General features: G+C 37.3%; 16 protein-coding genes. 10 read left to right on the forward strand and 6 right to left on the reverse strand.

Annotation, left to right across the window (positions count from 1 at the left end; translation table 11 throughout):
- The first annotated feature begins 168 nt into the window (after window positions 1–168).
- A complete protein-coding gene (locus HNP36_RS02005) occupies window positions 169–3,936 on the forward strand; it encodes a fibronectin type III domain-containing protein (RefSeq protein WP_184161049.1) in 3,768 nt (1,255 codons plus the stop codon).
- Between the two features lie 248 nt (window positions 3,937–4,184).
- Entirely contained in the window at window positions 4,185–5,768 is a 1,584-nt protein-coding gene (locus tag HNP36_RS02010; RefSeq protein WP_184161046.1) for a GEVED domain-containing protein, read from the forward strand.
- 291 nt (window positions 5,769–6,059) lie between these two features.
- Here HNP36_RS02010 and HNP36_RS02015 read toward each other — a convergent pair whose 3' ends face one another.
- Complete coding sequence (locus tag HNP36_RS02015; RefSeq protein ID WP_184161043.1) at window positions 6,060–6,887, reverse strand: ion transporter; 828 nt, start codon at window positions 6,885–6,887, stop codon at window positions 6,060–6,062.
- A 61-nt stretch (window positions 6,888–6,948) separates the two neighbouring features.
- On the opposite strand from HNP36_RS02015, the gene HNP36_RS02020 reads away from it, so the two are divergent.
- The gene (locus HNP36_RS02020; RefSeq protein ID WP_184161040.1) at window positions 6,949–8,046 is read left to right on the forward strand and encodes a Nif3-like dinuclear metal center hexameric protein; all 1,098 of its coding nucleotides are present in this window, start codon (window positions 6,949–6,951) and stop codon (window positions 8,044–8,046) included.
- A gap of 2 nt (window positions 8,047–8,048) precedes the next feature.
- Window positions 8,049–8,825 carry a zinc ribbon domain-containing protein gene (locus HNP36_RS02025; protein WP_184161037.1) on the forward strand — a complete coding sequence of 259 codons (777 nt, stop codon included), beginning with the start codon at window positions 8,049–8,051 and terminating at the stop codon, window positions 8,823–8,825.
- 150 nt (window positions 8,826–8,975) lie between these two features.
- On the opposite strand, the gene HNP36_RS02030 is transcribed toward HNP36_RS02025, so the two are convergent.
- From HNP36_RS02030 to HNP36_RS02040, 3 genes are all read right to left on the reverse strand, one after another.
- Window positions 8,976–10,754 carry an AMP-dependent synthetase/ligase gene (locus HNP36_RS02030; protein ID WP_184161034.1) on the reverse strand — a complete coding sequence of 593 codons (1,779 nt, stop codon included), beginning with the start codon at window positions 10,752–10,754 and terminating at the stop codon, window positions 8,976–8,978.
- Between the two features lie 181 nt (window positions 10,755–10,935).
- Window positions 10,936–11,607 carry a metal-dependent hydrolase gene (locus HNP36_RS02035; protein WP_184161030.1) on the reverse strand — a complete coding sequence of 224 codons (672 nt, stop codon included), beginning with the start codon at window positions 11,605–11,607 and terminating at the stop codon, window positions 10,936–10,938.
- A gap of 84 nt (window positions 11,608–11,691) precedes the next feature.
- Window positions 11,692–12,264 (reverse strand): Crp/Fnr family transcriptional regulator, encoded by a 573-nt coding sequence (locus HNP36_RS02040; protein WP_184161028.1) that lies wholly within the window; start codon window positions 12,262–12,264, stop codon window positions 11,692–11,694.
- 194 nt (window positions 12,265–12,458) lie between these two features.
- Here HNP36_RS02040 and HNP36_RS02045 point away from each other — a divergent pair, with 194 nt between their 5' ends.
- A complete protein-coding gene (locus HNP36_RS02045) occupies window positions 12,459–13,598 on the forward strand; it encodes an acyl-CoA dehydrogenase (RefSeq protein WP_062652654.1) in 1,140 nt (379 codons plus the stop codon).
- A 23-nt stretch (window positions 13,599–13,621) separates the two neighbouring features.
- On the forward strand, window positions 13,622–13,987 hold the full coding sequence (locus HNP36_RS02050) for a hypothetical protein (protein ID WP_184161025.1): 366 nt from the start codon (window positions 13,622–13,624) through the stop codon (window positions 13,985–13,987).
- Window positions 13,988–14,165: 178 nt separating this feature from the next.
- Here the strand turns inward: HNP36_RS02050 and HNP36_RS02055 are convergent, their stop codons facing one another.
- Complete coding sequence (locus HNP36_RS02055) at window positions 14,166–15,116, reverse strand: DUF4349 domain-containing protein (RefSeq protein WP_184161022.1); 951 nt, start codon at window positions 15,114–15,116, stop codon at window positions 14,166–14,168.
- Between the two features lie 594 nt (window positions 15,117–15,710).
- On the opposite strand from HNP36_RS02055, the gene HNP36_RS02060 reads away from it, so the two are divergent.
- The gene (locus HNP36_RS02060; RefSeq protein WP_184161019.1) at window positions 15,711–18,014 is read left to right on the forward strand and encodes a reprolysin-like metallopeptidase; all 2,304 of its coding nucleotides are present in this window, start codon (window positions 15,711–15,713) and stop codon (window positions 18,012–18,014) included.
- A 65-nt stretch (window positions 18,015–18,079) separates the two neighbouring features.
- Here HNP36_RS02060 and HNP36_RS02065 read toward each other — a convergent pair whose 3' ends face one another.
- The gene (locus tag HNP36_RS02065) at window positions 18,080–19,675 is read right to left on the reverse strand and encodes a peptide chain release factor 3 (protein WP_184161016.1); all 1,596 of its coding nucleotides are present in this window, start codon (window positions 19,673–19,675) and stop codon (window positions 18,080–18,082) included.
- Between the two features lie 354 nt (window positions 19,676–20,029).
- On the opposite strand from HNP36_RS02065, the gene HNP36_RS02070 reads away from it, so the two are divergent.
- The 3 genes from HNP36_RS02070 to HNP36_RS02080 all read left to right on the forward strand — a co-directional run bounded on the left by HNP36_RS02070 (window position 20,030) and on the right by HNP36_RS02080 (window position 22,510).
- Window positions 20,030–20,860, forward strand: coding sequence for a CPBP family intramembrane glutamic endopeptidase (locus HNP36_RS02070; RefSeq protein WP_184161013.1), 831 nt, complete (start codon window positions 20,030–20,032; stop codon window positions 20,858–20,860).
- Window positions 20,861–20,930: 70 nt separating this feature from the next.
- On the forward strand, window positions 20,931–21,506 hold the full coding sequence (rdgB, locus tag HNP36_RS02075) for an RdgB/HAM1 family non-canonical purine NTP pyrophosphatase (protein ID WP_228456217.1): 576 nt from the start codon (window positions 20,931–20,933) through the stop codon (window positions 21,504–21,506).
- A gap of 89 nt (window positions 21,507–21,595) precedes the next feature.
- Window positions 21,596–22,510 (forward strand): ribonuclease Z, encoded by a 915-nt coding sequence (locus HNP36_RS02080; RefSeq protein WP_184161010.1) that lies wholly within the window; start codon window positions 21,596–21,598, stop codon window positions 22,508–22,510.
- The last annotated feature ends 7 nt before the right edge of the window (window positions 22,511–22,517 follow it).

The following is a 22,517-nucleotide window of genomic DNA, read 5'->3' on the forward strand; positions in this document are numbered from 1 at the left end:
TTGTGATTCTATTGTAAATTGATGATTTTATGTTAAAATTAAACATATATTTAATTCTAGGTAATAAAAAGTTTTCTTTATGATTTTGTCTGTAATATTTTATGATAATTTTTGATTTTAGACAAAATATTTGATTACTTTTACCCTCTAATTTTTATTTTACTACGTATGAAAAAACTTCTACTTTCGTGCTTAGTTGCCATGAGTATGGGAACTTATGCACAGGTAGGCCCACCACAAGCTACAACTCCGAATACCAATAACGGGTATGGATTTGCGCAAAGTAGTGGAACCTATACTCCGTTATCTGCCAGTAGGACCATCTGGCAATCTGGTGCAACCTTAGGAACAAATGCTGTGTCTGCAGCCATTAATTTACCATCAGTATTTAAATATAATGGTAAATCCTATTCCAGTATTTACATTAGTAACAATGGTTTTGTAACTTTGGGTACAGCTGCTGGTACAACTACCTACACAGGGCTTTCTACAGATACTTCCACTCCTTATGAAGGAGCATTTGCAGGTTTTGCAGCCAATCTGAGAAATGCAAATACAACCACTTCGGAAATTTCTTATGAATCCGTAGGGTCAAAGTTTGTTGTTCAGTTTACTGATTTACAGGGGAATTCAGCATCAACAGCTCAGGCTATCAATTTTCAAATACAATTTGATTTAGTAACCAATACCGTTAGTATTGTATATGGTAGTTGTGTTTCCGGAACATCAACATTGTCCGGGGAAGTAGGAATCAGAGGATCTGAAAGTTCGGATACAAACAACAGAACCGGAACTGACTGGACTGCTACCGCTATTGGAACATCAACATCATCCACTTGTACTTTAGGAAGTACCAATGGAACTACTGTTCCTGCTTCTGGTCTTACATTTACCTTTACTCCGGGAACATGGCTTTCTACAGCACCCACTTATGCTACATTACCTTTCACTGAGAGCTTCAGTTCATGGGTGAATGGTAACTCAACAGGTGACCTGCCGAATGCTGCCAACTGGAGAACCTGGCCTTCAAGAGGTGATAACTCCTGGAGAGCAAGTGATAATACGGTCTCAGGATTTTCAAGCGCAACCGGATGGACGAGTGCCAATGGAACGGCTACTGTTGCGGCACCTGCTGTAACACCTGCAGCAAGATTCCACGCCTATAATACGGTGAGTGCTTCAGGATACATGGATTTGTATATTGACTTATCTGCAGGCACTGGAAGTAAAATTTTAAGTTTTGATTATATTAATCCGACAGGAACAGATGTTTTGAAAATACAAATCTCCACAGATGGAGGAACCACATTTAATACAGTTGGTTCTACATATGGAGTTTCTTCTTCCTGGTCTAATAAGCTTGTTAATCTTGGAGCAAATAGTGCAACTGCAGTTGTAAGATTCATTGCGACAGGTGATAATGGAAGTGATGATATCTATATCGACAATGTAAACATAAGCAATGTGACTTGTTTAATGCCGGATACAGTTACCGTAGGTACTACAACAGCAACTACAGAATCTGTAAGCTGGACTATTGGAACTCCTGCTCCTACTTATGATATTTATTACAGCACTACCAATACAGCTCCTACAAGTGGAAGCACTCCTAACGTAACCGGTGCTACTGGTACAACTTATACGTTAACGAATTTAGCTCCGCTTACGACTTATTACGTTTGGGTAAGATCTCATTGTAGTACTACAGATCAAAGTATCTGGATTCCAGGTCCATCTTTTACAACAAAAACATTCTGTCCGGCAGTAACAGCTCCAGCTTCTTCAGCAACAGGAGTTTCAGTAACGCCTACCTTCACATGGACGGCAAATGCTGATGCAACCGGATATAGAATTACTATCGGAACTACATCAGGAGGAACAGATGTATACAACAATGTAGATGTTGGTAATGTAACAAATTATCCTTTACCTATTACCCTTAACAATTCTACAACATATTATTATACCATAAATTCTTATAATGCTGGTGGTGTAACTTCTACATCATGTACGGTAAGAAGCTTTACAACAGTTTGTGGTGTTATAACTCCTGCATACACTAATGATTTTGCTTCATTCCCTGGTACATGCTGGTCTCTGGCAAATGGAGGGACTCCTGCAACCGGTCCGGGTACTGGTACTACAAACTACTGGGTTAGTGATGGTTTCTTAAATGTAGGATCTACAGGAGCTGCTAAAATTAACCTTTATACAACAGCAAGACAAGGATGGTTAAAATCTCCATCTTTCAATTTATCTGCAGGCGGATACAGAGTTAAGTTTGATTATGGTGTAACTACTTATAACGCTACTACAGCCAGTGCGATGGGGTCTGATGATGTAGTACAGTTCCTTGTTTCTCCAGATGGAGGAACTACATGGACAATATTGAAAACCTGGAATACAGCCAATACACCTAGTAATACTTCAAATACATACATTTTTGATTTAACAGGTTACACTGGAGCTAATACTATATTTGCTGTTTATGGAAGTGACGGTACAGTGGATGATACTCAGGATTATGAGTTCTTTGTAGATAACTTTGCGGTAGAAGCTATTCCTGCTTGTGATGCACCTACAGGTCCAACCAGCACGCTAATTACAGATTCATCGGCTACAATTTCTTGGACAGCCCCAGCTACGGCTCCGGCAAACGGATATGAGTATTATTATTCAACAACTAATACTGCTCCTACATCTGGAACTGCTACTACGGCTACTTCTCAGAATCTTACTCCTTTGTTGCCTCAAACTACATATTATTATTGGGTAAGATCTATGTGTGCAGGTACACAAAGTGTTTGGGTATCCGGAACTTTCACAACGTTGGCTACTCCGCCTGCGAATGATAATTGCTCAGGTGCTGTTGCGCTAACAGTAAACCCAGGTACTGCTTGTACTGCAACAACTGCAGGAAATACTTTAGGTGCTACAGATTCAACTGTACCTGTTGGTACTTGCTCAGGAACACCGGATGATGATGTTTGGTATTCTTTTGTAGCAGGATCTGTTGCGCATACGGTTTCTCTTTCAAATGTAGTCTCTACAGGAACAACTTCATCTACAAGTTTATACACTCAGGTATTTAGTGGTGCTTGCGGATCTTTAACAAGTATCCAGTGTGGAACAACAAACTCTACAACCGTATCTGGATTAACAGTTGGACAAACTTACTATGTAAGAGTATATAACAGTAATGGTGCTGGATATAATAACAGTTTCAATATCTGTTTAGGCACTCCGCCACCACCACCAGCTAATGATGTTTGTTCAGGTGCTGTAGCTTTAACAGTTGGAAACAATTTCAACTCTCATCCTATTGTTAGTTCGAATGTAGATGCTATTACTGATGGTACAACATCTTGCCAGACAAGCAGAGGAGAGAATGTTTGGTTTGCAGTAGTAGTTCCTGCAAGTGGAAAAGTTACTTTGGAAACCCAGGGTGTTACAGGATCAGGATTTGTAGATAGTGTAATTTCTGTTCATACTGGTACCTGTGGATCATTAACAAGTATTGCTTGTGATGATGATAGCGGAACAGATAACTTCTCTTTAGTTACTGTAACGGGTCAAACTCCTGGAGCTACATTATATGTAAGTGTATGGAGATATACCGGAACTGCAGGTGGTGGAAGTACTACAGGACAATTCAAGCTTTCTGCTTATGATTCATCAGTGTTAGCAACTTCAGAAGTTTCAGGAGCTAAAAATGATATCAAAGCATACCCGAATCCTTTTGCAGATGTATTGAACATTTCAGATATCTCTAAAGTGAAATCAGTAACAATTGTTGATATTGCAGGAAGACTTGTAAAAACAATCGACAACCCTTCTTCAGCTCTTCAGTTAGGAGATCTGAAACAAGGACTGTATCTTGTAACTCTTAACATGCAAGACGGATCAAAACAAACGATCAAAGCAATCAAGAAATAATTTCTATTGATCATAATTATTTGTAATAGCAGCCGAAAGGCTGCTATTTTTTTTAATGTGATATTCTGTGTATTCAAAGCTCATACAGACAACATGAAAATCCATCTTAAATCATCCGTTTAGAATATTTGAAATGGAGAATATATTATTTTAAAGAGACGGTTTAAAACCGTCTCTTTTTCTGTTCAATATAAAAAGATTATTGTATTATTTTTATTAAATTTGTTTTAACCATAAAATAATATTATATGAAAAAGATTTTACTTGCGAATTTACTAACGATTGGCACATGTGCCTTTGCTCAGACCTATTGTACACCGGAGTTTTCCAGCGGATGCAATGGAGGAGATATGATTAACAGTTTTACCATCCCGTCAGCCGGATTTAGCCATCTTGATACAGGATGTTCTCAGGCAGCATATGGAGATTATACGTCTCAGACTATTAACATGAATGCAGGAGTCAATTACGCATTCTCTATTACTCATGATTATGAAAGTCAAAACGTACGTATCTGGATAGATTTTGACAATAACGGAACCTTTGATGATACCACACCGGAATTAGTGGCCGAGGCTACCAGTGGTGATGAACTGTTTACTAACGGTACCATATCTATTCCTTCCACGGTTACACCCGGAACTTACAGGATGAGAGTAGGAGACAGGTATTCCAGCCAGCCAGTGCCTTGTAATACGGCTGGTTATGGAGAGGCTCATGATTATACGGTGGCTATAGGAGCGGCCCCAAGCTGTCTGGCTCCAAATAACTTATCATCCAGTGCAGTTACTTCCAGCTCGGCTTCTATAGCCTGGACAGCCTCAACAAGTACCGTTGGAGTGGGCTACGAATATTATTATTCTACAACAAATACAGCCCCGGTGAGTACTACTCCTGCAACAGGAAGTGTGGGAGCGTCTGCCTTATCAGCCCCGCTGTCACCTTTAAGTTCTGCAACAACTTATTACGTGTGGGTAAGGTCCGTATGCAGCGCTGCCGATAAAAGCGGATGGTCTGTTGGAACATCATTTACAACAGCATGTGCTACTGTAGTACCAACAACTGCTTATACCAACAATTTCTCTACATTCCCCGGAAGTTGCTGGGAACAGGCTTCAGGTGGAGATGCATCTACAGGACCTACCGGTACAGACGAATTATGGTATGACGGTGACTTCCTGAATGCCGGAGATGATAATAACTCTGCTAAAATAAATCTTTATTATAATGAAACTGTCGCGTGGCTGAAAACTGTGCCTTTCAATCTTTCTGCGGGAGGATATAAAGTTAAGTTTGATTATGGAGTTACGGAATTTTTCGACACTACCCCTTCCGCTATGGGATCTGATGATGTTGTACAGTTCCTGGTTTCCAGTGATGGTGGAACTACATGGACAGTTCTGCAGACATGGAATGCTGCAAATGCTCCTTCCAATACCTCTACCACTTATTCCTATAATCTGACCTCTTATACAGGAGCAAATACGGTTTTTGCATTTTATGCCTCCGAAGGTGCTGTAAATGATTCTGAAGACTATGAATTCTTTATCGACAACTTTAAAGTAGAAACTGCAACACTGGCAACATCAGAAGTTTCCAAACCAAAAGAAGATATTAAAGCATATCCGAATCCTTTCACCGATGTGTTGAATATTTCAAAAGCAGAGCTGGTAAAATCTGTCTCCGTTTCTGATGTTTCCGGAAGATTGGTGAAAACCATAGAAAATCCATCCTCAGCGCTTCATTTGGGAGATCTGAAGCAAGGATTGTATTTCGTTACTCTACATATGAAAGACGGATCTAAGCAGATGATTAAAGCAATTAAAAAATAACCGGAATACTCATATTTAAATAAAAAGACGGCTGATTGGCCGTCTTTTTTATATTACTCATCTTTATTATTCATTATTAATTACCTGTCATTTATTGGGTACCGGCTGTATGTCACCTGTATTCATATGCTCAAAGACAGTTGGGAAAAACATCACAAGTATAAAATAGATAATGATCATTAATATCACTAAAGCAAAAAGGATAATGACCAGGCTGTTGGGTTTATTTTTCTTTTGTGGTTCCATGATTTTTGTGGTATTGGGTTAATAGATTAATATCAATACCAAATACTAAGCTAATTTCTTGCCACACTGTTTACAGTATCTTGCATCATCATCAATATCTTCATTTCCGCATTGGTCACAGATCTTCTCCAGGTTCTGTCTTTTGTTTCTCATTTCTGCCGTTACAATTCCTGTAGGAACTGCAATGATAGAATAACCGGCAAGCATTAAAATAACAGCAAAAAATTTACCCATCGGTGTAATAGGGGATACATCTCCATAGCCAACCGTGGTTACTGTAACTACTGCCCAGTAAATGGACTGTGGAATTGTTTCAAAACCTGGTCTTCCGCCTTCCACCATAAACATCAGGGAGCCCACAATCACAGAAAAAATAATCAGGAATAAAAGAAAAATATAAATCTTTCTGGAACTGTTCTTCAGGGCACGCACAATGAGGTAGCCATCGTTCATAAAATCCAGGAGATTGAAAATTCTGAAAATTCTCAGCATTCTCAGCATTCTGAAGATCAGAAAATATTTAGTGACAGGAAAGAAAAAGCTAAGGTAGAAAGGAACCAGCGCAAGAAAGTCTATAATTCCGAAAAAGCTGAAAATATAATGCTTTTTATTCTTCACTACACTGATGCGCATCCAGTATTCAATTGTGAAAAAGATGGAAATAATCCATTCCAGGATCAGAAATGTATAATGGAACCTTTTGTCGAGCTGAGGTACACTTTCCATCATAATAATGGCAGTGCTTATCAGGATAAGAGATAATAATGTAATGTCGAATAGCTTTCCCAGCCTGGTATCGGCACGGTAAATAACCCTGTAAAGAAATCTTTTCCAAAGTTTGTCTTCAGGAACAAGATTATGTTCTCTTTCCATTTTTAATGTTTTTTACAATTAACAAATTATCGTTATTTTCGTAGCAAACATACAGAATAAAATGACAATAAGTGAAGTAATTTCAAAAATAGAAAACCGTATTCCCCTACAGCAGGCAGAAGATTTCGACAATGTGGGATTGCTGTGCGGAGTTCCAACCCGGAATGTCAGCGGAATACTCGTATGCCATGATGCTTTGGAAAATGTTGTAGATGAGGCTATTCAGAAAAACTGTAACCTGATTGTATGTTTTCATCCGATTATTTTCTCAGGATTAAAATCCCTTACCGGGAAAAATTATGTGGAAAGAGCCGTACTGAAGGCTATCGAAAATAAAATTGCCATTTATGCCATACACACGGCATTTGATAACGATTTTTTTGGGGTGAATCATGAAATTTGCAGACAATTAGGGTTAAAAAATCTGAAAATTCTCCAGCCTAAAAAGAATAATTTAAAACAATTGACTGTATATGTACCGAAAGATCATTCCGAAAAAGTGAAAGAAGCATTATTCGCAGCAGGAGCAGGAAATATTGGCTTTTACGATGAATGCAGTTTTACTTTGAATGGAAACGGAACATTCAGACCTGTTGAAGGCTCAAATCCGTTTTCCGGACAGCAGAATATCCGCGAAAATGCTGATGAAGATATGATCTCCGTTATTTTTGAAGATTACAAAAAAGGGAAGGTGATTTCGGCTATGAAGGCTGCCCATCCATACGAAGAAGTGGCTTATCAGATTTATCAGCTGGATAATGAGAACCAGCATTCAGGACTGGGAATGTATGGTGAGCTTGATGAAGAAATGGATGAACAGGATTTTTTAAGAATGGTGAAAGAAAGATTTGGACTGGAAATCATTAAACACTCTGATTTTACCCATAAAAAAATTAAAAGAGTAGGGGTTCTCGGAGGATCCGGAGCCGGCGGAATAAAATCAGCTCTGTCACAAAAATGTGATGCTTATCTTACGGGAGATATTAAATATCACGACTATTTTCAGGCAGAATCCAAAATGCTGATCTGTGACATCGGGCATTATGAATCAGAACAATTTGTAACTCAACAATTATTTGAAATTTTGTCACAAAAATTTAGTACATTTGCAATTTCAAAATCTATTGAGAAAACAAACCCAGTAAATTATTTCATTTAAATATGGCAAAAACCAACGATATTTCAGTTGAAGAAAAATTAAGAGCTTTATACGATTTGCAGATCATTGATTCAAGATTGGATGAAATCCGAAATACCAGAGGAGAATTGCCAATTGAAGTTGAAGATCTTGAAATTGAAATTGAAGGACTTGAGAAAAGAGCCGAAAAATTTCATGCAGACATCAAGGATCAGGACGATCAGATCAAAACAAAGCATGAAGTGATTAACCATGCAAAAACTTTAATTGAAAAATACAAGTCTCAGCAGGATAATGTAAGAAACAATAAAGAGTTTGAAGCATTAGGAAAAGAAATTGAATTCCAGGATCTGGAAATTCAGCTTGCTGAAAAAAGAATTAAAGAATTCGGAGTTAAAATTGTTCACAAAAACGAAACTTTAAGTGAGCTTAATGACAAAATCAGCAATTTAAAAAACCACCTGAAATTCAAAAAAGAAGAATTGGATGGTCTTATCTCTGAAACTCAAAAAGAAGAAGAATACCTAATAGAGCAGTCCAAAGAATTTGCAGGTAAAATTGATGAAAGATTACTTTCTTCATACAGCAGAATCAGAAAGAGCTCTATCAACGGATTAGCTGTTGTAGGATTAGAAAGAGGTGCTCCGAAAGGATCATTCTTCACAATTCCTCCTCAAAAGCAGATGGAGATTGCACAAAGAAAGAAAATCATTATTGATGAGCACTCTGGGAAAATTCTTGTAGATGACGAATTGGTAATGGAAGAGAACGATAAAATGAAATCTGTAATTAAATTTTAATTACAATTTATAAATAATAAAAAATGTGCTTCAGAAATGGAGCACATTTTTTTGTTTAAACTTTATCTGAAAACGTGGAATTAAAGTCTAAACCTTAGTTAAAAGGTATAAAAAAAGCTGCTTCATCGTCTGAAACAGCTTTCTGTATTTTTATTCGTTGTGCCCGTACATTTTATTGTACAGCTCTATGAATTTTTCTTTTATCGCTTTTCTCTTAAGCTTTAAAGTTGGAGTTAGAAGTCCGGTATCAATGCCCCATACTTCAGGAGTTAATTCAACCTTTTTAATTTTTTCCCAATTTCCGAGATGCTCATTAATGCCTTCTATTTCCTTTTCAATTCTTTCCTTTAATTCAGGGCTTTTTGCAATTTCTGCAGGAGTGGAACCTATATTCAGGTTATTTCTCATGGCCCAGTTTTTGGCAAACTCAAAGTCAGGCTGTACCAATGCGCACGGCATTTTTTCACCGTCTCCCACCACCATGATCTGCTCAATGAATTTTGAAGCTTTTGCCTGATTTTCAATTGTCTGTGGTGCAATATACTTTCCGCCTGAAGTTTTAAACATCTCTTTTTTACGGTCAGTGATCTGAAGGAAACCTTCACTGTCGATATGTCCAATGTCTCCCGTTTTGAAAAATCCGTCCTCAGTGAAAGCCTCTTTGGTCATTTCTTCGCTTTTAAAATAACCTTTGAAAATAGATGGACCTTTTACTGTAATTTCACCGTCTTCCTGGATTTTTACCTGTAGGTTATCCAATGGTCTTCCAACTGTACCGACCTTCATTTTTTCAAAACTGTTTACAGAAATTACCGGTGAAGTTTCGGTAAGGCCGTACCCTTCCAGAATAGGAATACCGGCATTCTGGAACATCAGGTTTAATCTCGTGGATAAAGCTGCAGAACCGGAAACCAAAGTGATGATTTCTCCGCCGAGCCCTTCTCTCCATTTTGAAAATACCAGTTTATCAGCAATAATTCCCTGTAATCCTGAAGGCTTGGAAATATCTTTTTTCTTGCTGATTAAATTTAAAGCCCAGAAGAATATTTTTGATTTCAGCCCGCCGGCTGAAGAACCTGTATTGTAAATTTTATCGTATACCTTTTCCACCAATCGGGGTACAACGCTCATATAATGAGGCTTTACCTCTTTTACATTTTCCCCCATTTTATCAATGCTTTCAGCGAAGTAAACAGAAAAGCCATTGTACTGGAAGAGATAAAAAAGCATTCTTTCAAAAATATGACATATAGGAAGGAAGCTCAACACCCTTGTATCTTTGTAATCCAGACTTTTTTTCTTAGGAATTCTTGGAAAAGAACCTAAAACATTGGACACAATATTATGGTGGGTAAGCATTACGCCTTTTGGTTTCCCGGTGGTTCCTGAAGTATAAATAATGGTAGCCAGATCCTCCGAATTGATAGCATTGGAAAGATCTTCCACTTCAATCTGGGTGGAATCATCCTCACCAAGATCCAGAATTTCTTTCCAGTTGGCAGCTCCGCTTATATTGTCGAAAGTGAAAATTCCCTGTAGCGAAGGGATATTGTGTTTTACCTTCATTACTTTTGAAAGCAGATCCTTGTCAGATACAAAACAATACTGTATTTCAGCATTATTAAATATGAATTCATAATCTTCAGAAGAAATACTCGGATAAACGGGAACTGAAACGACACCGATTTGTGACAGTCCAAGATCCATTACCGCCCATTCCGTACGGGAATTGGTGGTAATCAGAGCTATCTTGTCTCCCGGTTTTATACCCAGCTTCAAAAGTCCTCTGGATATTTTATTTCCCTGGTTGATAAACTCTAATGTTGAAGTTTTTTTCCATTCACCCTGATACTTCGTCACAAACATATCTGTTTTAGGAAATTTTTCTAAAGCATAGTGTGGAATATCGAATAATCTTTTGATTGTCATGATTTTTTAAGCAATTTTTAAAGAATTTTAAATATAAGCATTTTTTTTAATTGAAAAAACCGAACCTTATGAATTAGAGATTACTTGAATGCTTAACATATTAATTTAAAATCCGGTCCGGAAAAATGCAGGATTTTCCTTTTTCTTCTAAATTACTCATTTATTTTGGGTAATGGGGTTTTTACCTGTCTTTCAAAGATTTTATCTCACGGTTTTTATCAACCCAGCCGGCAAGGAAAATAATAAGAGTCATAAGAATAATAAAAGATATAAATAAAACTTTAAGAGAATTGGGCGGGGGAGGTCCGAATGTATTGGAGATAGTTACGATTACAAGTAATGCTGCCAGTCCCCAAAGTACCCAGGTACCTTTTTTATTTTTGGCTTTTGTTATGGAGGTGTATACAAACAAGCCTCCGAAAAAGAAGAGAAATTCAGTAATAAGTGTAGCTGCAACGTGATTCCATAATCCGAACCCCACTTTATAATCTCCGAATGGAGTTATGGGCAGGTCTGTAGTATGTACGATTAAATCAAAGAACCAATGACTGAGGACACACAGACCAATGACAACAGAGCCGCGAATATCTTTTTTAATTAAAAAGTATATGAATCCGACAATTATTCCCCAGATGATTCCCATCAAAAGGCTGTGGGTATATGGAAAGTAGAGAAATTCGTATGCATTCGCCTGAGTATACCCCGGCACAACTGCCACTTTTTCTATATTAAAGATAAGCATAAACGGCCAGAGAATATCCACGAATTGAGTGGCTATAAACAGAGTTGCCAGTGAAACTTTGGGAGCCACTTTTTTAGCTGCGAATGATAAACCAAAATGTCCTATAAACATAATAATGTTGTTTTTTATTTAATAGCAATAATGGGCACAAAGTTAAAATATAGAATCAGAGGCCCGCTTGATAAAAATCAAGAATTACATGAGCTGTTTTTTCCTGATCCTGCTGAAAGTTTCCGGTGTCATTCCCAATATTGATGCAATGTACTGTAGCGGAACCTGATTAAATAGTTCTTTATTGGTCTCAAAAAAAGAATTATATCTTTCTTCTGCAGACATGGAGAGATGGCTGAAAATCCGGTCTTCCATATAAGTAATGCATTGTATGATGAAGTTTTTTTCCAATTCATACCATGTTGGAACTATATTCGTGATTTTATGATAATCGATGTTGGTAATAGAATATATTTCTGTATCAGATAATGCCTGTATAGTCCAGCGGGATGGACTTTTAAAAAAGAAACTTGACAGATCTGTTCCGAAATATCCTTTCGTGGCAATCCATTGGGTGATCTCCTTATCATCCGTAGCTGTAAAAACCCTTAATAATCCGGACTGAATAAAGCATAACTGGTCACATACCTTTCCTGTTTGTAGAAAATAGTCTCCCTTTTTCAAAATCATTGGCCTGAAAAGTGAACTTATCCGGTTCAATTGTTCAGGCTGAATAACTTTGAAATAAGATTGAATATATTGTTCAAGTTCTGTCATTATTCAGGAATTAAATATTCTTATTGCCAAATCTACACATTAAATCAATACTATACATGCTTTGCATTGGAAACCAATACCGGCTTTCCAATCCTGTTTATATAAGTGTAAAGATTAATAATGTATGATTTCTGATTCTATTTTCAGGTTTCGTTAAAAAGTGTAAATTTACGGCTATCTAATTATTATTTTTTATGGACTTTAATTTATCGGAAGAACAGCTGATGATTCAGCAGGCTGCAAGAGATTTTGCACAAAATGAACTATTACCTGAAGTTATTGAGAGAGACCGCGATCAGAAATTCCCTACAGAACAAGTAAAGAAAATGGGTGAAATGGGGCTTCTGGGAATGATGGTAGATCCTAAATACGGAGGAGCAGGTATGGACAGTGTTTCTTACGTTTTGGCAATGGAAGAGATCGCAAAAATAGATGCTTCTGCAGCTGTTGTAATGTCCGTAAACAACTCTTTGGTATGTGCAGGTCTTGAAAAATTCGCCTCCGAAGAACAAAAAGTAAAATACCTTACTCCTCTTGCGAGCGGAAAAGTAATTGGAGCCTTTGCGCTATCTGAGCCTGAAGCAGGTTCTGATGCAACTTCTCAAAAGACAACAGCAGAAGACAAAGGAGATTACTACCTTTTAAACGGTATTAAGAACTGGATTACCAACGGTGGAACTGCCTCTTATTATATCGTAATTGCACAGACAGACCCGGAAAAAAAACATAAAGGAATCAATGCTTTCATCGTAGAAAGAGGATGGGAAGGTTTTGAAGTTGGTGTGAAGGAAGATAAATTGGGAATCAGAGGAAGTGATACACACTCTTTGATCTTCAACAACGTAAAAGTGCCTAAAGAAAACAGAATCGGGGAAGACGGATTCGGATTTAATTTTGCTATGGCAGTATTGAACGGTGGTAGAATCGGGATTGCTTCACAGGCATTAGGTATCGCTTCAGGTGCTTACGAACTGGCTTTAAAATATGCAAAAACAAGAAAAGCTTTCAAAACCGAGATCATCAACCACCAGGCTATTGCTTTCAAGCTAGCGGATATGGCTACCCAGATCACGGCGGCAAGAATGCTGTGCTTTAAAGCTGCATGTGAGAAAGATGCAGGTAAAGATATCTCTGAAAGCGGTGCAATGGCAAAACTGTATGCTTCTCAGGTGGCTATGGATACTACTATTGAAGCAGTACAGATCCACGGAGGATACGGATACGTAAAAGAATACCACGTAGAAAGAATGATGAGAGATGCAAAAATAACGCAGATCTATGAAGGTACTTCCGAGATTCAGAAAATAGTGATCTCCAGAAGTATTGCAAAATAAATAATATAAAAAACACACTGCTTATGAAAAAAACTTTGTGGATAATCCTGGGAGTAGTTCTTCTTCTGATAGGCGTAACGGTATGGTATAAGTACTATTTCGTCTTTGGAGAAGGAGTGAAGTCCGGCTATCTGAATTATGCCATGAAAAAAGGCTACGTTTTCAAAACCTATGAAGGAAAACTTATCCAGGAAGGTTTTGGAAAAGGAAAAACAGGAACCGTTACAAGCTATGAATTTGAATTTTCTGTGGAAGATCCTGAAATTTTTAAACAGCTGGAAACCAACAGCGGTAAAACGTTCGATCTTCATTACAAAGAATACAATGGAGCGCTTCCATGGCGGGGCAATACAAAGTTTGTTGTAGATAAAGTAGTGAATATGAAATAGCGAAAGGCTCCCATTGGGAGCCTTTCTTTTTACAAACCACTTTTATATAATATACTTTTATCCATCGCTGCAGAATAGAGTCAGTTATGAATGTCTAAATATACAAAGAAGAACCTCCCCGCGCATTTGATTTTTATTAAAATAATATTAAAAAATCCATCTTTCGATGGATTGTATTTTATTGAGGATTATTGTCGGTGAATTTTTTATTTTTCTTCTTGTAAAAATAATACCCTATTCCGCCAATCAGGAACAAAGGCCACAACGGAAGAATAAAAAGGAAGACAGAAGTGATCACTCCCCAACCGGATGAAACTGCTGCCAGCGATTTCTCACCAAAAGTTTCAGGCTGCTTTTCATTAACTGATCTATCCGTAAGTGTTACAGTTATCGTGCATAAAGTATTGTCTGTATAGTTATTTCCGGAAACCTGTATGCTTTTAGTCTCAATATCGCCAATGTCGCTCAGATCATTCATTAAGTCGTCAAAATTACGGATCGGAACTTTAATATCCATATAATATACCTTCTGGTTGCTTTCTGAGTAAGAAGAATTTCTGTTGGCTGCTTCTGTGGCAACATAGGAAAGCTCTTCACTTTTAACATAACCGTTATTTTTTATGGTTTCTTCCTTTACGAATTCCTTCACGGTTTCTGCATTGTCTGCTTGTACGGACAGAATACCCGTTTTTACCATTTTGTTTTTGAGTTCATAGCTGTCATTTTGAGGTTTATCCTTATAAACAATTTTGGTTTCTTTGATCACTTTTGGAGCTGGAACATTTACGATTACCTTTTCAGCTTTTTTCTCCACGGAATCTTTTTTCTCAATTTTAGATTCCAGTTTTGTTGAGGCAATTTTATCAGTTAAAGAATCTACGATCTTGGAAGTATTTTCTATTTTCTGCTGGATTTCGCCTTTGGCATCCTCAAAATCTTTTATTCTCACATTGGCGGAGTCCAGAACTTTGTCTGCTGTATTATTGATAGAATTTACGGTTTCATTTACTGCAGCAGCGGCACTGTCTGCGGCATGTAAAGTATCTTCCACCTGAGATTTTTCAGCTTTTCCTTCTTTACACATAATGAATGTGCTTGAAACAGCCACCAGTAATATGAATTTTTTCATAATGTTAATTTTTTTGATGAAGTAAAATTAGCAGTGAATGCAGCCAAACTTTTGTAAATGAAAAGTATTATTTTAGTAAAATTTTAACTAATTGATAATCATTGAATTGATCTTGTTTTACAAAAGATTTACAAAATGAAACTTATCAAAATTATCATCCGCAATATTAGTTTTGGTTATTATATATTATTTACACTAAGCTTTTTCTAAAAAACACGGATGTGAAAATTTATGAAACCTGTGGTTAAAAAATTAGTGCATTCTTAAATGAAAAATACTCTTTTAAAGGTGACCTTTTAAACAGCCGTTTTGCCCTCAATTGAGTATTTTTCAATTAAATAATTTTTACGGCTCATTAGTATATTTTGAAAATGATCTGAAGGAATTAAATAATTTTTAAAAAAAATATTCAAAATGCTAATTCTGAATATTTTAATATTTACATTTGCTTTTTAAGATTTTTATAATGAAAAACGTGTATTTTGTTCTCGTTTTTAATAGTGTAGTCATCCACATTTGTTGATGATGAAATTGTATTATTTAATAGTAAAAAGATAAGCACAGTAATAATAAGTTAAAAAAAGAAAAAACTATATGAAAAAACAAATACTTTTTATGGGGATATTTCTTATTTCCAATGTTTTTTTAGCACAAACAAGCCAACTTTGGAAGGAAGTGTCTCAAAAAAATACTTCTGAAATCTTTGAAAATAAGACCAGCATTCTTCATCCCAAAATTTATAATCTTGATTTTGATAATTTAAAGAATGCTTTAGCGAAAGCACCCAAAAGATTTGCTGTTAAAGGAAAGTCTGATATTATTATTTCTTTCCCAAATTCTAATGGTAAGCTTGAAAGTTTCAAAGTAAGAGAAAACTCAAATTTCGATCCTGAATTAGCAGCAAAATATCCGGATATTAAATCTTATGTTGGTGTAGGTGAAGATGACTCCAGTTCTACTATTTATTTCAGTATTTCACCATTGGGATTATCTTCAATGGAGATATATGGAAACAAATCAGCGGTTTTTATCGAGCCATATACTAAAGACCTTTCGACCTATGTCGTTTATAAAAAATCAGACAAAAAAGAGAGTTTAGATAAGTTTGAATGCACTGTGCTTGATGTTGCTCAAAAAGGTCTGGATAATTCTAATCTTACCGCAAGACCAAATGCTGATGATGGAAAATTAAGAACTTTCAGATTAGCCTTATCTTGTACAGGTGAATATACAACCTACTTCGGAGGAACAGTAGCAGGTGCATTGGCAGCAATGAACAATACAATGACTCGTGTAAATGGAGTTTTTGAAAAAGATTTCTCTGCAAGAATGATCATTATTGCAAACAATAATGCTGTAATTTATACTGATGCAGCTACAGATCCTTATTCTCCTTCAGCCCAGATGAATAACTGGAATGCTCAGTTACAGAATACTTTAACTGCGACGATTGGAGAAGCAAACTACGATATCGGCCATTTATTTGGAGCGACTGGTGGTGGTGGAAATGCTGGTTGTATTGGTTGCGTTTGTACCAATGGATCAAAAGGAAGTGGATATACTTCGCCGGCAAATGCCATTCCATCTGGCGATAGTTTTGATATTGATTATGTTGCCCATGAAATGGGACATCAGTTTGGAGGGAATCATACATTTTCTCATAATATCGAATCAGCAGGGGTAAATATGGAGCCTGGCTCAGGATCTACAATTATGGGATATGCAGGAATTACCAGCCAAGATGTGCAACAAAATTCAGATCCGTTTTTCCATGCTATAAGTATTCAGCAGATTACCGATAATATTAAAACAAAAACCTGCCCTGTAGTTACAAACACTGGAAATACTATTCCTACAGCTAATGCCGGATTAGATTATATCATTCCGAAGGGCACTCCATTTATGCTTACAGGAACGGGCACTGACGGAAATGGAGATGCTCTAACCTATATTTGGGAGCAAATGGATAAAGCTGTTTCCGGACAAACCGGAGCAAATTCTGCGGCAACTGCAACAAAAGCTTCTGGTCCTACTTTCAGATCTTGGACTCCACAAACTACTCCTATCAGATATTTTCCAACAATGGCTTCAGTATTAGCTGGAAGCACGACCACTCAAGGTTCGGAAATCCCTGTAGAAGCTTTATCAAATGTTGCCAGAACCTATAACTTCAGGTTTACCACTCGTGACAATAGAGCAGGAGGTTCCGGAAACAATTCTGATGATATGGTAGTTACAGTGAATGCAGCTGCAGGCCCGTTTACCGTAACCTCACAAAATACTACTGGAGTTGTTTGGTCTGAAGGCCAGTCATATAACATTACATGGGATGTTGCCAATACAACGGCTGCCCCTGTAAGCACACCTAACGTAACGATTCTGTTGTCAAAAGACGGTGGTCTTACCTTCCCGACTGTTTTAGTTGCAAGCACCCCTAATAATGGTTCTTATAGTTATACTGTTCCGGGCGGTCTTGGAACAATTTCCAATAATGCCAGAATTATGGTGAAAGCTGTTAATAATATATTCTTTAATGTGAATTTAAAGAACTTTACAATTAATTCATCAGTCGTAGTAGATCCCGGACCAGATCCAAGAAATCCAGTAATACCTACAAGAATATACCAGGGTCTGATGATATATCCGGTACCTTCCAATGATGGTTATGTGTACATTAAAGCTGATTTCCCTAGACAGGTTCCGCTGCGTCCATACGTTATTACCTACGAATTATTTTCAATGGACGGGAAACTGATTGTTCCTAAAAAGACCAAATATATATTTGATGAACTTTTGGAACAGATTAACTTAAAACATTTACCTACGGAATCCTATATGATTCATGTTACTGTAGATGGAGAAAAGATTGTTAAGAAATTAATGATGATACCTAGATAATAGATCCTCAAAATAAACAATAAAAAAACCGTTCGGAAGAACGGTTTTTTGTTTTTTATGGCAATTTAGCTTTGTTCAAATTCACTGATAAAATGCAGTTTCACATTCGGGAATTTTTCCTGTGTCATGTGGATGGTAAATGAAGAATCCGCCAGGAATACAAGCTGATTGTATTTATCTCTTGCAAGAAAACGCTGTTTTAACCTCGCAAATTCCTTGAACTCTTCAGATCTTTCATCTGCTTCCACCCAGCACGCTTTGTGCATGGAAAGAGGTTCATAGGTACATTTAGCGCCATATTCGTGTTCCAGACGGTACTGGATAACCTCGTACTGAAGTGCTCCAACTGTTCCGATGATCTTTCTGCCGTTCATTTCAAGGGTAAATAACTGGGCAACCCCTTCATCCATAAGCTGATCTACCCCTTTTGCCAGTTGCTTGGCCTTAAGAGGATCGCTGTTGTTGATATAACGGAAATGTTCCGGAGAGAAACTTGGAATTCCTTTGAAACTCAATTTTTCACCGCCGGTCAGTGTATCACCTATCCTGAAACTTCCCGTATCGTGAAGGCCTACAATATCGCCCGGGAAACTTTCATCCACAATTTCTTTTTTGTCAGCAAAGAATGCATTCGGGGAAGAGAACTTCATTTTCTTTCCTTCTCTTACCAGCAGATAATTTTCATTTCTTTTAAATGTTCCCGAAACAATTTTTACGAAAGCAAGCCTGTCTCTGTGCTTAGGGTCCATATTCGCATGGATTTTGAAAATAAATCCGGTAAAATTACTTTCTTCCGGTTTTACAAGACGTGTATCACTTTCTTTAGGTTGAGGCATCGGGGCAATTTCAATAAATGCATCCAATAATTCACGAACTCCAAAATTATTTAAAGCAGATCCGAAGAAAACAGGCTGTAAATCACCATTCATATAATCTTCACGGCTGAATTCTGGGTAAACGGATTGCACAAGCTCAAGCTCATCTCTCAGATTCTGGGCTGCTTTTTCACCGATTACCTCATCTATTGAAGGATCATTAATGTTGTCAAACTTAATCGTTTCACCTACTTTCTGCTTCTTTTCTTCAAGAAACAGCTGGATATTGTTTTCCCAGATATTATAAATTCCCTGGAAATCACTTCCCATACCAATAGGGATGGACAATGGAACTACTCTCAGTCCTAATTTCTGTTCAACCTCATCCAAAAGGTCAAATGCATCCTTACCTTCACGGTCAAGCTTATTGATGAAAACAAGCATTGGGATATTTCTCATTCTGCAGACTTTTACCAGCTTTTCAGTCTGTTCCTCAACCCCTTTTGCAACGTCAATCACAACAATTACAGAATCTACAGCCGTTAAGGTTCTGTAAGTATCTTCTGCAAAATCTTTGTGACCGGGTGTATCCAGGATGTTGATCTTGTGGTCTCTGTATTCAAAAGCCAATACGGAAGTCGCAACGGAGATCCCTCTCTGTCTTTCGATTTCCATAAAGTCGGAGGTAGCTCCTTTTTTTATTTTGTTGGATTTTACCGCTCCGGCTTCCTGGATAGCCCCTCCGAAAAGAAGTAATTTCTCCGTAAGGGTTGTTTTTCCGGCATCCGGGTGGGAAATAATCCCGAAAGTCTTTCTTTTTTGTATTTCTTTGATTAAGTCTGACATAGTGTATTTTGAAGTTGCAAAAATCGGGATTTTTTGTGAGGTTTCAAATAATTTCAGGGAAATAAATGGTTTCGGGTTGCGAGGCGCGGGTTATAGGGTTCGAGTTCCGGGATTTTATATTGTAAGTTATGAGATACGGGTTATGAGCAGGAGTAAATAGTAATAGCTTTAAAGATGTTCTTCTAAATTAAATACTCAAACGCTCAAACTCTCAAACTCTCAAACACTCAAACCTTCAAACTTTAAAACCTCATCCCGAATCTCGCACCCCGCATCCAAGTATTCTCTTTTTTAGTTGCTCAAGGCTTTCAAAAAAATTATCTTTGTTTTTATAAACTTTTTATAGGGAAAAGTATGGAAAATAGCAGGTATCCGAAGTTTACCTTCACATGGATCGGCGGTCTTGTTTTACTGGCAGGGTTATTTATAGGAACAATGGCTGTTTCTTTTTTCAGCAGCTTCTGGAAAATTGCTTTTCTGGAAAATCTTGAGCTGAAAGACTGGTTTCTGATGGTGACCAACGCAGCAGGATTTTTAACCGCCGTCGCTTTTTTCGATTTTTTCATCGTAAGGCCCACAACCGGGAAAAAACTGAATTTCAGTTTTTCACCAACGAATTTTTATACCTACGTCCTGATATTTCCTATGATGATCGGGATGATGTTTATTTCAGAGTTTATTACCTCTCTTATACCAATTACAGGTCCGTTCTGGGGAAAATATTATGAATTTTTCTCACAGCTTATGGAGCAGCTGACCTTTGAACCGGTCATCATGATCATCATGACAGTAATCATGGCGCCTGTTTTTGAAGAAATTATTTTCAGGGGAATTATCCAGAAAGGACTTATCAATAAAGGAGTAGATCCCAGGAGAGCTGTTTTTTATGCATCTGTTATCTTTGGGCTTGTTCACGGAAATCCGTGGCAGTTTGTAGGGGCAGTATTATTAGGATGTGTATTGGGACTGGTATATTATAAAACAAAATCCTTGTTGCTGCCAATGCTTTTGCATGGTTTCAATAATCTGTGTTCTTCGTTGCTGGTTACTTATAACAAAAGCGAAAGTTTTTCAGAGGCTTTTAAAATTTCCGAATGGGTTGTTCTGGGTGTTGGGATGGTGCTTTTTTCATTATTTTTCTATCTCTTTACGGTAAGGAACAAAATTCATTATTCTGAAATATAATAAACAATATAAATACGGTTAATCGTAACAGGCTTACGAAAGAACAAATTGAGCAAAAATGAATATAGATATGGAATTATTAGTTGCCACTCATAACGAACACAAAAAAGAAGAGATCCAGCAGATTCTGGAAAATAATTTTACAGTAAAAAGTCTTACAGATTATAATATTCATGAAGAGATCGTGGAAGATGGTGATTCTTTCAATGCCAATGCCCTCATCAAAGCAAAATACTGTTTTGAAAAAACCGGGATTCCGAGTTTGGGAGACGACAGCGGACTTGTTGTGGAAGCTCTGGATGGCAGACCTGGAATTTTTTCTGCCCGTTATGCCGGTGATCATGACTTTGCAAAAAATATAGAAAAGGTTTTAAGCGAACTGGAAGGCCAGGAAAACAGAAAAGCCTATTTCATTACAGTTCTTTGCTATTATGACGAAAATGGAGCCCAATATTTTGAAGGAAGGGTTCATGGGAATTTATTGACGGAAAATAAAGGGCATAAAGGTTTCGGGTACGATCCTATTTTTGTTCCTGAAGGATATGAAAGAACTTTCGCAGAGATGAATCCTGAAGATAAAAACAAGATAAGCCACCGTAAACAGGCATTGGATCTGTTTCTGGATTTCTTAAAAGTAAAAGAATAATTAATTCTATGTAAGCCAGTATTTAAACTTCAATCTGAGAAGATATGTTTAAATTTTCTGTCGTACATTTGCTGCAATAAACTATTGATTTGAGTACTTATTTAACGATATTAGGCTTTAATTCAGCTATCCCTACCATTAATTCTTCACCTACGGCACAGCTGCTGGAAATGGAAGAAAGATGTTTCCTGATCGATTGCGGAGAAGGTACCCAGGTACAGCTGAGAAAAGCGAAGGCGAGGTTTTCAAAGATCAATCATATCTTTATATCCCATCTTCATGGTGATCACTGTTTCGGTCTTCCCGGTCTTATCGCCTCTTTCCGTTTGCTCGGTAGAGAAAATCCGCTTCATGTTTATGGTCCGAAAGGAATCAAAAAAATGCTGGAAACCATCTTTACAATCACAGAGACACATCGTGGTTTTGAGGTAATTTATCATGAACTCGATAAAGATTATTCCGAAAAAATCTATGAAGACAGCAGAGTAGAAGTATACACCATTCCGCTGGATCACAGAATATACTGCAACGGCTATCTTTTTAAAGAAAAGCCAAAGGACAGGCATCTGAACATGAAGGAAATTGCCAAATACAGCGACATAGAAACCTGTGACTACCATAACATAAAAGCAGGAAAAGACGTCGTACTGAATGATGGTTACGTTCTTAAAAATGAAATACTTACTTTAGAGCCCGCGCCTCCGGTTTCCTATGCTTTCTGCAGCGATACCCGGTATCTTGAAACTGTGATCCCGATCATTAAAAATGTAACCGTTCTGTATCATGAATCCACTTTTCTTCATGATCTGAAAGAAATGGCAGATTACACCGGGCATACCACCGCTTTGGAAGCAGCTACGGTAGCTCAGAAAGCAGAAGTTGGAAAACTGATCCTGGGACATTTTTCGAACAGATATGGAGATCTCACCGTATTTACTGATGAAGCGAGAAATATTTTTCCCAATACTTTCCTGCCAAAAGCACTGGAGAGCGTAAAAATCTAGAACCTGT

The organism is Chryseobacterium shigense, assembly GCF_014207845.1.
Taxonomy (GTDB): domain Bacteria; phylum Bacteroidota; class Bacteroidia; order Flavobacteriales; family Weeksellaceae; genus Chryseobacterium; species Chryseobacterium shigense_A.

Bases quoted from the DNA above. Each gene is read 5' to 3' on its own strand.
- HNP36_RS02030 (WP_184161034.1), bottom strand. From the start codon at position 10,754: ATGACAATCAAAAGATTATTCGATATTCCACACTATGCTTTAGAAAAA.
- HNP36_RS02035 (WP_184161030.1), bottom strand. From the start codon at position 11,607: ATGTTTATAGGACATTTTGGTTTATCATTCGCAGCTAAAAAAGTGGCT.
- HNP36_RS02040 (WP_184161028.1), bottom strand. From the start codon at position 12,264: ATGACAGAACTTGAACAATATATTCAATCTTATTTCAAAGTTATTCAG.
- HNP36_RS02065 (WP_184161016.1), bottom strand. From the start codon at position 19,675: ATGTCAGACTTAATCAAAGAAATACAAAAAAGAAAGACTTTCGGGATT.
- HNP36_RS02015 (WP_184161043.1), bottom strand. From the start codon at position 6,887: ATGGAAAGAGAACATAATCTTGTTCCTGAAGACAAACTTTGGAAAAGA.
- HNP36_RS02070 (WP_184161013.1), top strand. From the start codon at position 20,030: ATGGAAAATAGCAGGTATCCGAAGTTTACCTTCACATGGATCGGCGGT.
- HNP36_RS02060 (WP_184161019.1), top strand. From the start codon at position 15,711: ATGAAAAAACAAATACTTTTTATGGGGATATTTCTTATTTCCAATGTT.
- HNP36_RS02050 (WP_184161025.1), top strand. From the start codon at position 13,622: ATGAAAAAAACTTTGTGGATAATCCTGGGAGTAGTTCTTCTTCTGATA.
- rdgB (WP_228456217.1), top strand. From the start codon at position 20,931: ATGGAATTATTAGTTGCCACTCATAACGAACACAAAAAAGAAGAGATC.
- HNP36_RS02055 (WP_184161022.1), bottom strand. From the start codon at position 15,116: ATGAAAAAATTCATATTACTGGTGGCTGTTTCAAGCACATTCATTATG.
- HNP36_RS02005 (WP_184161049.1), top strand. From the start codon at position 169: ATGAAAAAACTTCTACTTTCGTGCTTAGTTGCCATGAGTATGGGAACT.
- HNP36_RS02020 (WP_184161040.1), top strand. From the start codon at position 6,949: ATGACAATAAGTGAAGTAATTTCAAAAATAGAAAACCGTATTCCCCTA.
- HNP36_RS02025 (WP_184161037.1), top strand. From the start codon at position 8,049: ATGGCAAAAACCAACGATATTTCAGTTGAAGAAAAATTAAGAGCTTTA.
- HNP36_RS02045 (WP_062652654.1), top strand. From the start codon at position 12,459: ATGGACTTTAATTTATCGGAAGAACAGCTGATGATTCAGCAGGCTGCA.
- HNP36_RS02010 (WP_184161046.1), top strand. From the start codon at position 4,185: ATGAAAAAGATTTTACTTGCGAATTTACTAACGATTGGCACATGTGCC.